12 protein-coding genes are annotated in these 14,786 nt (G+C 46.3%); 6 read left to right on the top strand and 6 right to left on the bottom strand.

Annotated elements, in window-relative coordinates:
* The first annotated feature begins 21 nt into the window (after positions 1 to 21).
* The 3 genes from DVG78_RS17065 to DVG78_RS17075 are packed head-to-tail and all read left to right on the top strand — an operon-like array spanning position 22 to position 2,511.
* Positions 22 to 816, top strand: coding sequence for an undecaprenyl-diphosphate phosphatase (locus tag DVG78_RS17065; protein WP_114462360.1), 795 nt, complete (start codon positions 22 to 24; stop codon positions 814 to 816).
* 10 nt (positions 817 to 826) lie between these two features.
* A complete protein-coding gene (truB, locus tag DVG78_RS17070) occupies positions 827 to 1,558 on the top strand; it encodes a tRNA pseudouridine(55) synthase TruB (protein WP_114462270.1) in 732 nt (243 codons plus the stop codon).
* Positions 1,559 to 1,575: 17 nt separating this feature from the next.
* Positions 1,576 to 2,511: a bifunctional riboflavin kinase/FAD synthetase gene (locus DVG78_RS17075; protein WP_114462271.1), complete on the top strand. Its 936-nt coding sequence runs from the start codon at positions 1,576 to 1,578 to the stop codon at positions 2,509 to 2,511.
* A gap of 14 nt (positions 2,512 to 2,525) precedes the next feature.
* Here the strand turns inward: DVG78_RS17075 and DVG78_RS17080 are convergent, their stop codons facing one another.
* From DVG78_RS17080 to DVG78_RS17105, 6 genes are all read right to left on the bottom strand, one after another.
* Positions 2,526 to 3,098, bottom strand: a complete 573-nt coding sequence (locus DVG78_RS17080) for an NAD(P)H-dependent oxidoreductase (protein ID WP_114462361.1) — start codon at positions 3,096 to 3,098, stop codon at positions 2,526 to 2,528.
* A gap of 67 nt (positions 3,099 to 3,165) precedes the next feature.
* Positions 3,166 to 4,017, bottom strand: coding sequence for a helix-turn-helix domain-containing protein (locus DVG78_RS17085; protein WP_114462272.1), 852 nt, complete (start codon positions 4,015 to 4,017; stop codon positions 3,166 to 3,168).
* 104 nt (positions 4,018 to 4,121) lie between these two features.
* On the bottom strand, positions 4,122 to 6,392 hold the full coding sequence (locus DVG78_RS17090) for an NADP-dependent malic enzyme (RefSeq protein ID WP_114462273.1): 2,271 nt from the start codon (positions 6,390 to 6,392) through the stop codon (positions 4,122 to 4,124).
* A 224-nt stretch (positions 6,393 to 6,616) separates the two neighbouring features.
* Positions 6,617 to 7,579 (bottom strand): AAA family ATPase, encoded by a 963-nt coding sequence (locus DVG78_RS17095; RefSeq protein WP_114462274.1) that lies wholly within the window; start codon positions 7,577 to 7,579, stop codon positions 6,617 to 6,619.
* Between the two features lie 73 nt (positions 7,580 to 7,652).
* Positions 7,653 to 9,047 (bottom strand): peptidylprolyl isomerase, encoded by a 1,395-nt coding sequence (locus DVG78_RS17100; protein ID WP_114462275.1) that lies wholly within the window; start codon positions 9,045 to 9,047, stop codon positions 7,653 to 7,655.
* A 59-nt stretch (positions 9,048 to 9,106) separates the two neighbouring features.
* Positions 9,107 to 11,302, bottom strand: coding sequence for a peptidylprolyl isomerase (locus DVG78_RS17105; RefSeq protein ID WP_229598253.1), 2,196 nt, complete (start codon positions 11,300 to 11,302; stop codon positions 9,107 to 9,109).
* A 227-nt stretch (positions 11,303 to 11,529) separates the two neighbouring features.
* Here DVG78_RS17105 and truA point away from each other — a divergent pair, with 227 nt between their 5' ends.
* The 3 genes from truA to DVG78_RS17120 all read left to right on the top strand — a co-directional run bounded on the left by truA (position 11,530) and on the right by DVG78_RS17120 (position 14,777).
* Entirely contained in the window at positions 11,530 to 12,285 is a 756-nt protein-coding gene (truA, locus tag DVG78_RS17110) for a tRNA pseudouridine(38-40) synthase TruA (protein WP_114462277.1), read from the top strand.
* Positions 12,286 to 12,324: 39 nt separating this feature from the next.
* A complete protein-coding gene (locus tag DVG78_RS17115) occupies positions 12,325 to 12,942 on the top strand; it encodes a nucleotidyltransferase family protein (protein ID WP_262511874.1) in 618 nt (205 codons plus the stop codon).
* Positions 12,943 to 13,130: 188 nt separating this feature from the next.
* Positions 13,131 to 14,777, top strand: coding sequence for a TldD/PmbA family protein (locus DVG78_RS17120; RefSeq protein ID WP_114462279.1), 1,647 nt, complete (start codon positions 13,131 to 13,133; stop codon positions 14,775 to 14,777).
* Positions 14,778 to 14,786 lie beyond the last annotated feature (9 nt).

The following is a 14,786-nucleotide window of genomic DNA, read 5'->3' on the forward strand; positions in this document are numbered from 1 at the left end:
CCCACCCCTTACAATTTTAAAATGGATTTTATTCAAGCACTTATTCTTGCTGTAATCGAAGGTATTACGGAATATTTACCTATTTCTTCCACGGGCCACATGATTTTGGCATCCTCTTTTATGGGGATTGCATCCGACCCATTTGTGAAATTTTTCACCGTAGCCATTCAACTCGGGGCGATTCTTTCGGTCGTTGTTTTGTATTTCAAGCGGTTCTTCCGCAGCTTGGATTTTTACTTTAAACTCTTTGTTGCGTTTATTCCCAGTGCCGTTTTTGGGGTGCTGTTCAGCGATGCCATCGATGCGCTCCTTGAAAGCCCGCTGGGCGTAGCCATTTCATTGCTGGTAGGAGGGATTATTTTGTTGTTTGTTGATAAATGGTTTAATAAAACCTTTATTGAAAACTCCGATGAAATAGATTATTTCACGGCCTTTAAAATTGGCTTCTTCCAGTGTATTGCCATGATACCAGGCGTTTCGCGCTCGGGTGCAACGATTGTGGGAGGGATGGCGCAACGCCTTTCTCGCAAGGCCGCCGCCGAATTTTCGTTTTTTCTGGCGGTGCCTACCATGTTTGCGGCTACTGCCAAAAAAGCCTACGATTTCTACAAAGACGGTTTTGTGCTGACCGACGAACAAATCAAGTTGTTGGCCGTTGGCAACGTGGTCGCTTTTGTTGTGGCGATGCTGGCCATCAAGTTTTTTATTGACTTTTTAACAAAATATGGTTTCCGCGTTTTTGGCTGGTACCGCATCATCGTTGGCGGGGCTATTTTAGCCCTGATGCTGGCTGGATACAAGCTTGAAATCGTTTGATGATTGACCTATGATAGATGAATCTGGAGCTTCTCCCGACGAGGGAGAAGTTATTTTGCTTAATAAACCTCTCACGTGGACTTCTTTTGACGCCGTCAACAAAATAAAGAGAGCTTGTCGTATCAAAAAAATCGGCCATGCGGGCACCCTTGACCCACTCGCTACTGGTTTGTTGATTTTGTGTACAGGCAAGAAAACCAAGGAGATAGATAAGTACCAAGGAGCTGAAAAAGAATATACTGGCAAATTGGTGCTGGGAAAAACGACTCCTTCTATCGACCTCGAAACGCCCTTCGACGGTGAGTATCCTACCGACCATATTACGCTCGAATTGATGCAGGCGGCCGTGGCAAAATTGACCGGGGAGCTTGCGCAATATCCCCCTATTTATTCCGCCGTGAAGATGGGAGGGGAGCGCCTCTACAAAAAAGCCCGCCGAGGAGAGGTGGTTGAGATTAAGTCGCGTTCGGTGTCGGTTCCTGTTTTTGAGATTGATGCCGCCAACTTCCCCGAAGTAAGTTTTCGCATTGTGTGTTCCAAAGGGACTTATATTCGCAGTTTAGTACGGGATTTTGGCATGTTGCTGGAGTCTGGTGCTTACATGAGCGAACTGTGCCGTACCCGCATCGGAACGTATTGGCTGAAAGACGCGGAAGAAATTGAAGATTACGTAAAAAGAAAACGACTGGAGTTAAATCTCGACCTCGGAAAACCCAACCCCAATCCTGAGTCCGAAATTTAGCGTCCATTTTCAAGAACATGCAGGTTTATTACGATATAGCTGATTTTAAGCCACTTCAGAATGCCATTGTGACCAGCGGAACCTTTGACGGGGTGCATTTGGGTCACCAAATTATCCTCGCCCGCTTGACCGAAACTGCCCAAACGATGGGTGGTGAAACCGTAGTTTTGACCTTTTGGCCGCACCCCCGTATGGTGGTTTCAAAAGACAGCCAAAACCTAAAATTGCTGTCTACCTTAGAAGAAAAAATTGCCTATTTACGGCAGAACGGCGTTCATCATTTGGTCATTATTCCGTTTACGCGGGAGTTTAGTGAATTGTCGTCTGAGGAGTTTATCCAACAGATTTTGGTAGAAACCATCGGGACCAAAAAATTGGTCATTGGTTACGACCATCATTTTGGCCGCAACCGTGAGGGTAGTTTTGAGTATCTGCAACAACATGCGCCCCGTTACGGGTTTGAAATTGAAGAAATTCCGCGTCAGGAGATTGAACATATCACGGTGAGTTCGACTAAAATTCGTCAGGCGCTATTGGAAGGAGACACAATCATCGCCACCGAACTGCTGGGCAGAAACTACACTTTTACGGGTATTGTGGTGAAAGGCAGGCAATTGGGGCGCACGATTGGATACCCAACGGCCAATGTTCAGGTTGCTGAAAACTATAAGTTGATTCCTGCCGATGGTATTTATGCCGTGCGGGTAGAGGTGCGGGGGCAAACGTTGGGCGGTGTGATGAGCATTGGTTTTCGACCCACCGTCAGCGGTACAAATCGCACGCAGGAAGTGTATATTTTTGACTTCAATGATGATGTGTACGGCGAAAAAATGACCGTCGAACTGGTGGAGTTTATTCGTCCCGAACTCAAATTCGACGGTCTTGAAGCCCTCAAAAAAGCCATTGATGCCGATTGCGTAGCGGCATTGGCCGCTTTGGAAGAGCATTCGTAAAAGGCTTGGAAAGCCTACAAATACATTTCTTCAATTTCAGCAGTCCAATTTTTGACGGTTTCTTCGTTGACTCGGTCGGCTTTGTCAAAGAATAAGTGGCTTTTGAGGTCTAATCCACAATAGGTATAAATTCCAGTATCAGAGGTGAGGCGCAGGGCGGTATCCATCCCGTTGGCGCTGTATTCAGCCTTAGATTTACCGTGGGTATTAACGACAAAAGCTTGTTTGCCGCTCAACAATCCTTTTTGAATGCCTTGGTCGTACCGATACGCAAATCCGTACGACATCACGCGGTCGATGTAGCCTTTCATGATGGCGGGCATTCCGGTCCACCATATCGGATAAATAAACGTAATAGCTTCCGCCCATTCGATGTATTTTTGCTCTTCACCGACCAAAGGCGCTATTTGCCCTTTGCGTTGTCCCGCCATATCTTCCAACGATAAAACAGGGTCGAAATTCAATTCGTAAAGGTCGCGGATTCTCACTTCGTGGTTCGCTTTTTCTAGCGTATTAACGGCCGTTTCTTTGAGAAAATGATTGAGGCTCCCGGCGTGGGGATGGGCATAAATGATTAAGTGTTTCATGTTGTTTTCTTTTTTTGACAAAACTAGTGCCCGCTGTTTTGTCCTGATTGTAAGAAAACGAAAAGCCCTATAACGCCGTCATGCAGAGGTCTTCTTGAAGTTTGAGGTAGTGAGTGGGCGACATCTTAATGAAGTGGTTGAAATCGTGAATCAACTGGCTTTGGTCATAATAGCCGCAATGCGCCACAATATCAAGCCAATCAATTGGCTGCGACGCGGCGTTGACTTTTGATAAAAGCTCAATCGCTTTCTTAAATCGTTGATAACGATTGAGTTCTTTGTCGCTGAATCCCAGATATTTTTGATAGTTGAGCTGAATGTTCCTTGCGCTATATCCGCTTTCAGCAGCCATTTTCTTGACCGTGTTCAAAGTCCCCGTAGCTTCATTTTGCGCCAGAACTTGCGCCACGTTGCTTTCTCTTTCTCTCAGATACGGCAAACTAAAATCCAACAAAAGGTTGACCTTTTCAGCGAGCGATTGGGCTTTTTTGAGCTGAATCCATACATCCGCAAAGCATTGCTCCTTGACCAAATCATCGGGTTGGAGGATGAATTCATTGAATGATTTTAAGGATTGCCCAAAAAAACGGTAAAAAGCATCCCACTTAAAATTCGCCACGAGCATTTCGGCCCCAGGTGATAGGGTATAATCAATGTTTTTTTTGATGGGACCAAGAATTAGGCTGTTCGGTGCGTCGAAAGAAGAATTTTGCTCGAAGGAAATCGAAATTTTACTGCCAAGATTAAAGACCAAAATGGTCTGAAATGAAGGGATTAACTTTTTACGGACAGGGTAGGGGGTACGATTGGCCGCATAATAAAAATGCGTAAAAAACGCCTCGAATGCTTCGGGTACCGCAATACTTTGCGTTTCGTAGAAAGGGTCTTTGTTGGTTGATGGTACTTCGTTGGGAGTCATGGCACATCTTCGTTTAGGAGTATACGAGAACAACTCAACATGAATAAGCGCGACCGACTGGTTGTCAGTCTGCCGCGCTTAAGTTTATCAATAAGGGTGAAAAACTACCCTTTCATTTGTGCTTCTACCACCGCAATGGCTACCATGTTCACAATTTCGCGAACGGAGCTACCCAATTGCAGTACGTAAACGGGTTTACGCATTCCGAGCAAAATCGGGCCGATGGCCTCGTATTCGCCTACTTCTTTGAGCAGGTTGTAAGCGATGTTGCTGGCCGAAAGGTTGGGGAAAATAAGGGTATTGGCCCCGTCTTCCGCCAGTTTGCTGAATGGATGATTGGTGCGCAGCAATTCCAAATCAAACGGTAAGTGAGCCTGCATTTCACCGTCTACCACCATATCAGGGTGTTTTTTGTGTAAAATGGTGGCGGCGGTGCTCATTTTTTCGGCATCTTCGCCCTTCGCACTTCCAAAGTTGGAGTAAGTAAGGAGGGCAATGCGCGGTTTGATGTTGAAGCGTTCTACGGCTTGTGCGGTCAATTCGGTGATTTCAACGATGTCATCAACTGTCGGGTTAAAATTGACGGTGGTATCGGCCAAAAACAACGGCCCCCGACGCGTAAGTAATATGTACATACCCGCCACTTTTTTCACACCTGCTTCTTTACCAATGATTTGCAAAGAAGGGCGAATGGTATCGGGATAATTGCGGGTCAAACCAGAAATGAGGGCATCAGCTTCGCCCATTTCGACCATCATGGCGCCGAATGAACTCCGATAATACATCATCTTGCGGGCTTCGATGATGTTGACCCCTTTGCGTTGGCGTTTTTGGAAATAAACTTCAGCGTAGCGGTCGATGTTAGCCGATTGCTCTGGGCTGTAAGGGTCAATAACTGGTATCTCGGCGAGGTCCAGTTTATTCTGCTCAATGATGGCGCGTATTTTTTCTTCTTTACCCAACAAAATCGGAAAGGCAATGCCTTCGTCGCGTACCTGTTGGGCGGCTTTGAGCACCTGCACGTTTTCAGCATCGGCAAATACCACGCGTTTAGGCGCTTTTCTGGCCTTGCTGATAATCACCCGTGAGATTTGATTGTCCTGACCCAAACGTTTTTCCAACTGTTGAACGTACACATCCCAATCCGTAATCGGGTATTGAGCTACGCCGCTCTCCATGGCTGCTTTGGCCACGGCGGGGGCAATGGTCGTAAGCAGGCGTGGGTCAACGGGTTTAGGAATAATATAGTCGCGACCGAATTTTATGTTGTCGGCATTGTAAGCTAAATTAACGATGTCAGGAACGGGCTTTTTGGTCAATTCGGCCAGTGCGTGTACCGCCGCCAATTTCATCGGTTCGTTGATTTCACGGGCCCGCACGTCCAATGCGCCCCGGAATATGTACGGGAAGCCCAATACGTTGTTGACTTGGTTGGGATAATCCGAACGCCCAGTAGCCATAATGACGTCTTCGCGGGCGGCTACGGCGTCTGGATACGGAATTTCGGGGTCTGGATTGGCCATCGCAAATACCATCGGGTCTTTGGCCATGGAGCGCACCATGTCTTGCGACACTACGTTGGCTTTAGACAACCCAAGGAATAAATCGGCGCCCACCATTCCTTCGGCCAGCGAAGCAAAACGACGCTCAGAGGCGAATTCTTGCTTCATGGGGTCTAAATCGGTACGGGCGGTATTGATGTGTCCTTTGCTGTCGAACATATCGACGTTTTCGGGACGAACGCCCAAGGCAATATATAATTTGGTACAAGAACTTGCCGAGGCACCCGCGCCTGACACCACGACACGGATGTCTTCCACTTTTTTACCGACCAGTTCTAGGCCGTTTAGCAGGGCTGCCGAGCTAATGATGGCCGTTCCGTGCTGGTCATCGTGCATGACGGGAATATTGAGCTCTTCTTTGAGGCGGCGTTCGATTTCAAAACATTCGGGCGCTTTGATGTCTTCGAGGTTAACCCCTCCAAAGGTAGGCTCCATGATTTTAACCGTTCTGACAAACTCATCTACGTTCTCGGTGTTGAGTTCAATGTCAAAGACGTCAATGTCGGCGTAAATTTTAAAAAGGAGGCCTTTCCCTTCCATCACGGGCTTCCCTGCTTCGGGGCCGATGTTTCCGAGGCCTAATACGGCCGTTCCGTTGCTGATTACCGCCACTAAATTGCCTTTGGCGGTGTATTTATAGACATCTTCAACGTTTCTGAAAATTTCCATACACGGCTCAGCTACGCCAGGCGAATAGGCCAAAGACAGGTCAAGTTGGTTGTTGGTTTCTTTGGTTGGCACTACCTGAATCTTGCCGGGACGACCCTTGGAATGGTAATAAAGTGCGTCCTCTTTGCGAATTTTTGGAGGCATAACGATTTTTTGGGGGTTGAATTTGGGTTTGCAAGGTACGAACGAAAACCATTTGTCGTACTAATTAATTGTCTTTTTATGGAAGTTGGCTATTACTTTTGTGTTTTATCATTCACTTTTTACGGCAGAAGAATGAGCAGGGAACAAAAAAAATCACGCAAAGACGGCAGAGAGGTTTTTCTTTGCTCCTCTGCGTCTTTGCGTGATTACTTTGCAGTGAATAACTACACTAAACGTTTTATAATCTCATTGACCGAAATTCCTTCGGCTTCCGCTTTAAAGTTACGTACAATGCGGTGACGTAATATAGGAAGCGCCACTGCTTTGACATCCTCAATATCGGGCGAGTATTTTCCGTTAATGAGGGCATTGCATTTTGCGGCAAGTATCAAGTTTTGAGATGCACGCGGCCCTGCTCCCCACTCCAAGTAATTTTTAGTGTCTGCGGTGGCCAGCTCACCCATTGGTCGGGTTTTTTGAACGAGTTTAACGGCATATTCTACCACATTATCCGTGACAGGAACGCGCCGAACGAGGTGTTGGAACGCTTCGATTTCGGCGGCTGAAATGACCGTATTAATTACAGGTTTGTTGTCAGTCGTTGTGGACTTAACAATGTTAAGCTCTTCTTGGTAAGAAGGATAATCTAAGTAAACCATGAACATAAAACGGTCTAACTGCGCTTCGGGCAAGGGGTAGGTTCCTTCCTGTTCGATGGGGTTTTGGGTAGCTAACACAAAAAACGGACGACTTAGCGAATGTTTTTGTCCTGCAACCGTTACCGCGTATTCTTGCATCGCTTCGAGGAGTGCCGATTGGGTTTTGGGAGGGGTACGGTTGATTTCATCCGCCAAAATAATATTGGCAAATACGGGCCCTCTGATAAAACGGAAATTGCGTTCATTGTCCAACGTTTCGGACCCCAAAATATCGGAAGGCATCAAGTCAGGCGTAAATTGGATGCGGTTAAAACTCAAATCCAATGCACCTGCGATGGTCTGAATCAGGAGGGTTTTTGCTAATCCGGGCACTCCAACCAAGAGACAGTGCCCCTGACAGAATATAGCGGTGAGCAACAAACGAACCGTATCATCTTGACCAACAATGACTTTGCCAATTTCTGCACGGAGTTTTTCATAAGATTCTTTAAGTGCCTCAGCAGCAGCGACGTCAGAAGAAAACTTCATTTAAGGTTTATGGTTAGTGGTTTATAAATGGTTGTTGTGAATATAGCTGTTTGCCGCAAAAAAACAATCGCCGCTAATTATCCTGCAGATTAATACCCATCATTTTGCACCCCTGAAACTCGGGGTCTACTTTAATAAAGACATCTTCGATTGCTTTCTTAAACCACTTATCTACCGCTTCTGTTTTTTTATTGGCTAAAACAATGTTGGTTAGCTTCTCAAAATCGTCTTTCAAACTGGCCGTATGTGGCTCCACTTTGCTTTTGTAATAGATGATGCGCATGGCGGTTTTTCCGTCGTCTGTTCGATAGTTCATGGGCGCACTTATCGTGCCAACTTTCATGGTGTCGAGCATCATAAACAGGCCATAGTCCATCGAAGCATCCAGCGGTAAGCGCGATGAACCCGATTGTTGGTCTTTCAACAAACCGCCTGCATCGGCCGTGTTTTTATCTTCAGACCAGGTTTTGGCCACTTTTTCAAACTTGAGCGTGTCGGTTTTGATCAAATTGTAAAGACTATCCAACACTTTTTTGGGGGCCGACATATCCATGCGGTTATAATCGGGGCGCAATAAAATATGGCGGGCGTGATATTCAGCACCTCGGGTTTCGAGCAATTGAATCAAGTGCAAACCATATTCTGTTTCAATGGGGTCCGAAATTTCGTTTGGCTTGAGTTTCAGGGAGGCTCCTTCAAATTCGGGTAGCATATCGCCGCGTTTGGCAAAACCAAGATCTCCACCCTGTTGCGCTGACCCTAAATCTTCAGAATAAGCCGAGGCCAATGAGGTAAAATCTTCTCCTTTTTCTACCCGGGCTTTATAATCGAGCAAACGCGCTCGTAATTCGTCGTTCTGTGCTTTTGTTACCTTGGCATAACGAACAATCTGCCCGATTTCAACTTCGGCGGGAATATAAGGTAAACTGTCTTTAGGAATGCTGTTGAAGAATTTTTTTACTTCATTGGGGGTCACTTTGATGGCTTCCGTAATTTTACTTTGCATTTTTTCGGCTATCATTTCTTGTTTGATAGGCTCCCGCAACTCATATTTAAGGGCTTCAATGCTCTTTCCGTATGCCTCAATGATGTTTTTTTCCGAGCCAAAACGCTTGGCCATGTAGTCCATCCGGGCCGCTACCTGACTTTCAATCTGTTTGTCTTCAACAATAACGGAGTCAATCTCCGCTTTTGCCAACAACATTTTATTTACAATCAAGCGCTCCAAAGCCTGGCACATGGTAGGGGCTTGTTGGCCCTGGGCCTGAGATTGCGCCTGAATCATGTATTCTTCCAATTCAGAACGCAGTATGTAGTAGTTGTCAACGCGCGCCACCACTTTGTTGAGGCTGGTACTTTTTCCCTGTCCCTGAGCGCCGATGAAGGCTATACACGCCAATACGAGCGTTGCCAAGGTGGAGCGAAGGACTGAGAGGTAAGATGGGTTTTGAATGAATGTTCTTTTCATAATTTGGTAGGCTACTTCAAAATCGGATTCTCTATTGTTAAACGGACTTATGCCGTTTTTTACTTTGCTAAGTTACGTAATTCTTCTTCGTTTATCTGTACGGCAAACTTTTGACGCAATTGCGTAAGCCAATTACGTTCCAGTTGCTTTTGGTAATCGTTTATCACGGCCCCACGGGCTTCAGTGAAGGTTTTGATACGGGCGGGTTCGATTTTGGCGATGGAAACCCATACTTTTTCTTTGTTGACATTTACCAATTGATCACCAACCTCCCAACGAGCGGCATCAATAAAACGGTTTGACCCTTTGGCAAAAGCCCCTTCGGTAATGAGTATATTGCCCAGTTTAAGGGCATTAAGGGCTTTTTCGAGGTCTTTTTTAGACGTGCTGAAATACTGAAAACTGACCCGGCGGTTGCGAGACGCATTGACCACGGGTTTGAATTTGCCGTAATCTTTCTCGATGATTCTGGTCAGGGGAACACTGTTGTTGGTAAGCGCCTTAATGGCATTGCGAAGGCGCATGGTGGAAATGGAATCAGGCTCATCGGCATCGCCATAGGCGGAAACTTCGACCGAATAATTTTCATTATTGAGCAAGGTCAATGCCACCTCAAACAAGGCTTCCCGGTGTTTTACACTGAGGATGGTCGACTTGGAAGGGAAAAGTAAATCGGTTCCTTTTCTCCGTAATTGATAAGGCTTGGAAGCAAGTGCTTCATGGGCCCTTTTTAGCAAGGAATCACTTTCACTCACCGCGAGGGTAGCAAAAGCGCGCTCGGGGTAGCGGTAGTTGGCTTTATTTTGTTCCCAATATTGCTTCTGACCCAATGAGTCGGTCAAGGAGCGCTCCAATACGTTGGCTTCCATGGCTTGGGTGTACAAGACTCCGTCGCGCATTTCGGTCATCAATGCCCTAAACTCAGGGTACTTTTTTTCCAAATTTGCTTCTTCGGTTTCCACCAATTTCTGATTCACAAACTGACGGAAATAACGTTCGGCAAGGATGGGCAAGGAAGTACCCGCGGGGGTGGGTTGTTGACGATTGTAGACGTATTCGAAAAATTGATTGACGCTATACGGCTGATTCTCAATTTGTACCAGTGTTTTGTTTTCAATCGAAGCGTTGAGCGGTGTTTTGAACTTCCATTTGCCTCTTAGCAGGGATGTGTCAAGCTGGGCCATGGCTGCAGCTTTGATAGGGGCGGTTTCCGTCATTTTGGACGAGGCCCGAAGTTTAGTGATTAATGCTTCCCGAATGAGTTCGCCGCGCGAATCGGTAGTTACTTTTTGCCGAAGTTGCGGGGCTAATTCGGTAAATGACTCGATGGGTTTGCGATTAATCAATTTAACAATATGCCAACCATAGTTGCTCAAAAAAGGCTGCGAAATATCACCGACGCGTTTGAGCGAGAATGCCACTTCTTCAAAAGTAGGGGTCATGGCTCCCGTGCCGAATTCATGAAGGACGCCCCCGTTGTCTTTGGTAGTCGGCTCGTCGGAATAGTCACGGCAAACCACTTCCCAGGCTTCTTGTTGTAATAAACTGTGGGCTTTCTCTATTTTGGCCTTGGCAGCGGCCTTGCCTTCAGCGGTGGCATTGGGACTGATACGTACCAAAATGTGGGCTACCTGAACCTTGCCTCGCGAAGCGCGACGGTCATTCACTTTGATTAAGTGATAGCCTGCGCCCGTTCGTACGGGGTCAGTTATCTTTCCAATGGGTGCGGTGTAAGCAGCATTTTCAAAAGGATAAACCGTCTGAAATACCGTAAAATACCCTAAATCTCCCCCTTTTGGGCTGGACAATGCATCCTTTGAAAAACGGGTTGCGGCCTCTTCAAACGTAATTTCTTGTTGGATGATTCGGCTACGTAGCGCAATGGCTGCCCGGTAGGCCGATAAGGTGTCTTCCGAAGAAGCGTCGGGAGATACTGGGATTAAGATATGGGAAGCTCTGACTTCTTGTTTCAAGCGTTCGTAAGCTTCCGCTACGAGGTTTTCCACAAATACTTTGTCATAAAGGTAAGGCTGAGCCAATTGTTTCCGAAAAGAGGCCATTTCTTCCCGAAATTCGGCCGTGGTGTCTTTGCCAGTACTTTGGGCGGCAATTACTTTCAACTTTAAATTTGTATAAAGCTGAAGATATTCTCTAATATCGGTTGATTTGGACGTATCGTCCGAAAATTGGTTTTTAGTAAAAGATTGAAAGAATTCATCGGTCGTAAATTTCCGGTCACCTATGGAAAGAATCACAGGTTCTGGGGGAGCCTGTGGTGCCGGTTTGGACGTTTTGCACCCCCATATACTTATAAATACGCCAATAAAACCCCAAAAACGATACTTCATCTTAACTTTTTAAATCTTAACAGGAATGCGCCTTCATTTATTGTGAAGTTTGCAAAGTTACGCCAACTTTCTGAAAGTTTAAACAATACCTCCTTTTCACCCCCGCCAATCTGTTTTAGCAATTATCTTTGCACATGCGTTATTTTATAGAAGTAAGTTATAAAGGAACAAATTATCACGGTTGGCAACGGCAACCCAACGGCAATACCGTGCAAGAAGAACTTGAGCGGGCGTTGGCAATTATCCTGCGTCAGCCCATTGAAATCATCGGCAGTAGTCGAACCGACGCGGGCGTCCATGCCGAGCAGCAATTTGCGCACTTTGACGTAGAAAATCCCATTGCTGCTCCTGACCGGGTGGCGTTGGGGCTGAATAGTCTTTTGCCCAAAGACATTGCCGTTCCCAAAATTGTGGCCGTCAGACCCGATGTGCATTCACGTTTTGTGGCCACGCACCGCTGTTATGAATACCGAATTATTTTTCAGAAAAACGCCTTTCTTACCGATTTGGCCCACGTATTTCGACCCGAGTTGGATGTTCAGCGAATGAATGAGGCCGCCGCGTTGTTGCTTAAATATACCGATTTTGAATGTTTCAGTAAAATCCATACCGACGTAAAAACCTTTTTGTGCACCATTGAGCAGGCCTATTGGGAAGAAACTCGATTGGGACTAGTATTTCATATTAAAGCCAATCGTTTTTTGCGCGGTATGGTGCGCGCCATTGTAGGTACTTTGTTGGAAGTAGGGCAACGAAAAAAGTCGTATGCGGATTTTGAACAGTTGATTATTTCCAAAAACCGTAAAAATGCCGCTGCACAAGCGCCTGCCTGTGGGCTGTTTTTGGTGGAAGTCGGCTACGATTGGGCGTCTGTCATGGATGATATTTAACGTCGGCGACGTTCTCAAATAAGCTAGACGTTCTTAAAATTGACACACTTTAACGTATATATTCATTTGAAGAAGATAGGGATTATATTATTGGCGGCTGGCGAATCCAAGCGCATGGGTTCGTCTAAACAACTCTTGGACATTGACGGAAAAAGCCTCCTGCGTCGGACGGCCGAAGTGGCTTTAGCCACTGATTGTTACCCTGTTGTTTTAGTAATTGGGGCCAATAAGGCTCAAATTGCCCCTGAAATCATTAACCTGCCGTTGACCGTCATTGATAACCCCATGTGGCCCGAAGGGATGTCGTCGTCGGTGAAGATGGGAATGGCAGGGTTGTATATGACTTACAAAGACGTGGATGCCGTACTGATTTTAGTGTGCGACCAGCCGTATCTTTCGGTGTCGCTGCTGGAACGGATGATTGAAATTTATGAAGAAAAACAACCGCCGATTGTCGCCTGTAAGTATGGCGACCAGATTGGCGTTCCTGCGTTGTTTGACCGTAAAATATTTGACGAACTCTTGACCCTGACGGGTGATAAAGGGGCGAAACCCGTTGTGATGAATCATTTGGACGAAGCCTACCTCGTGACTTTTGAGGCGGGAAGCGTAGATTTGGATACCCCCGAAGATTACAAAGCTTTTCAGAATGGCTAAATTCCTATAAACGAAAATTTCGTTGCGCTGCAATGGCTTTTCGATAACGTCGCTTAAAAAAGCAAATTTGTCGCGGAATAGTAGGCTGGTTTTATAATTTCCTTATTTTTGAATGTTACGTCCTAACCGATGGTAAGAAGCTTTTTCACTTCAACCGATTACAACCATTCATCAAAACTAGACCAAGCATGAAAAGAAGGGATTTTATTCAGTTGTCAAGCATGGGCTTGGGGGCTATGATGGGAGCATCCATTCCCGTTTTGGGCAATGTGGTTCCCGTTGAGCAGCTGCTCGAACCCGCCGTTGATGCCGCCATTAAGAAAAAGATGGCCGATGTGGCCCTCAACGTGGCCAAGTCGAAAGGGGCAACTTATACCGATGTTCGCATCGGCCGTTATCTTCAACAATACCTCTTTACCCGTGAAACCAGGGTTCAGAACATCGTTAATGCGGAATCGTACGGCGTAGGAATTCGCGTGATTGCCAACGGAACTTGGGGGTTTGCCGCCACGAGCGATGTGAGCAACGAAGGCATTGCCAAATGTACCGAAACGGCCGTAGCCATTGCCAAAGCAAATTCAAAAATCCAGACCGAACCAGTTGTGTTGGCCCCTCAAAAAGGAGTGGGAGAGGTGACATGGAAAACCCCCATCAAGAAAAATGCCTTTGAGGTTCCGGTTCAGGAAAAGATTGATCTGTTGATGAAAGTAAACGGAGAGGCAATGAAAAACGGCGCGGGTTTTGTCACTTCCAACCTGTTTTTTGTCAATGAACAAAAATATTTTGCTTCCTCTGACGGGTCATACATTGACCAAGATATACACCGTATTTGGCCAACTTTTACCGTAACGGCCGTTGATAAACAAGCAGGTAAATTCAAAAGTCGTGACGCCATCAGTTCACCGATGGGCATGGGTTACGAATACCTTGACGGTTTGGCCAGCGAAAAAATCGCGGGGCCGAATGGATTGGTAGGGTATCGCAACTCGTACGATATGGTTGAAGATGCCATCATGGCTGCCAAACAAGCCAAAGAAAAAATGACCGCTAAGTCGGTCATGCCCGGTAAGTATGATCTCGTGCTAGACCCAAATCACTTGGGATTGACTATCCACGAATCGGTAGGTCACCCCACCGAGTTGGACCGTGTGCTGGGGTATGAAGCAAATTATGCCGGAACCAGTTTTGCGACCTTGGACAAATGGAAAACCAAAAGTTTCAATTATGGCAGCAAACAGGTCAATATCGTGGCCGATAAAACCCAGCCTTACACTTTAGGAACCGTTGGCTACGACGACGAAGGCGTTCCGTGTAAGGAATGGGATTTGATTAAAGATGGTATTTTGGTGAATTATCAGGCGATTCGTGACCAAGTGAATATTTTGGGTGAAAACGCCTCGCACGGTTGCTGTTACGCCGACAACTGGAATTCGGTACAATTCCAGCGGATGCCCAACGTGTCGCTGCGCCCCGGGAAAGAAAAACTCAACGTTCAGGAAATGATTAAGGGCGTTGAAAAAGGGATATACATTATTGGTCGTGGTTCGTATTCGATTGACCAGCAGCGTTATAACTTCCAGTTTGGCGGCCAACTTTTCTACGAAATCAAAAACGGAGAAATCGTTGGAATGCTGGATGATGTAGCCTATCAGTCAAACACGCAAGAGTTCTGGAATTCGTGCGTGCAGATTTGTGACAAGGATGATTACCGTACGTTTGGGTCGTTTTTTGACGGCAAAGGGCAGCCTTCTCAGGTGAGTGCGGTTTCGCACGGAAGTGCTACGACGCGTTTTAACGGCGTGAATATCATCAATACGGGCAGAAAAATCGGATAATTAAACCAC

Source organism: Runella aurantiaca, from assembly GCF_003339505.1.
In the GTDB taxonomy this organism is placed as follows: Bacteria; Bacteroidota; Bacteroidia; order Cytophagales; family Spirosomataceae; genus Runella; species Runella aurantiaca.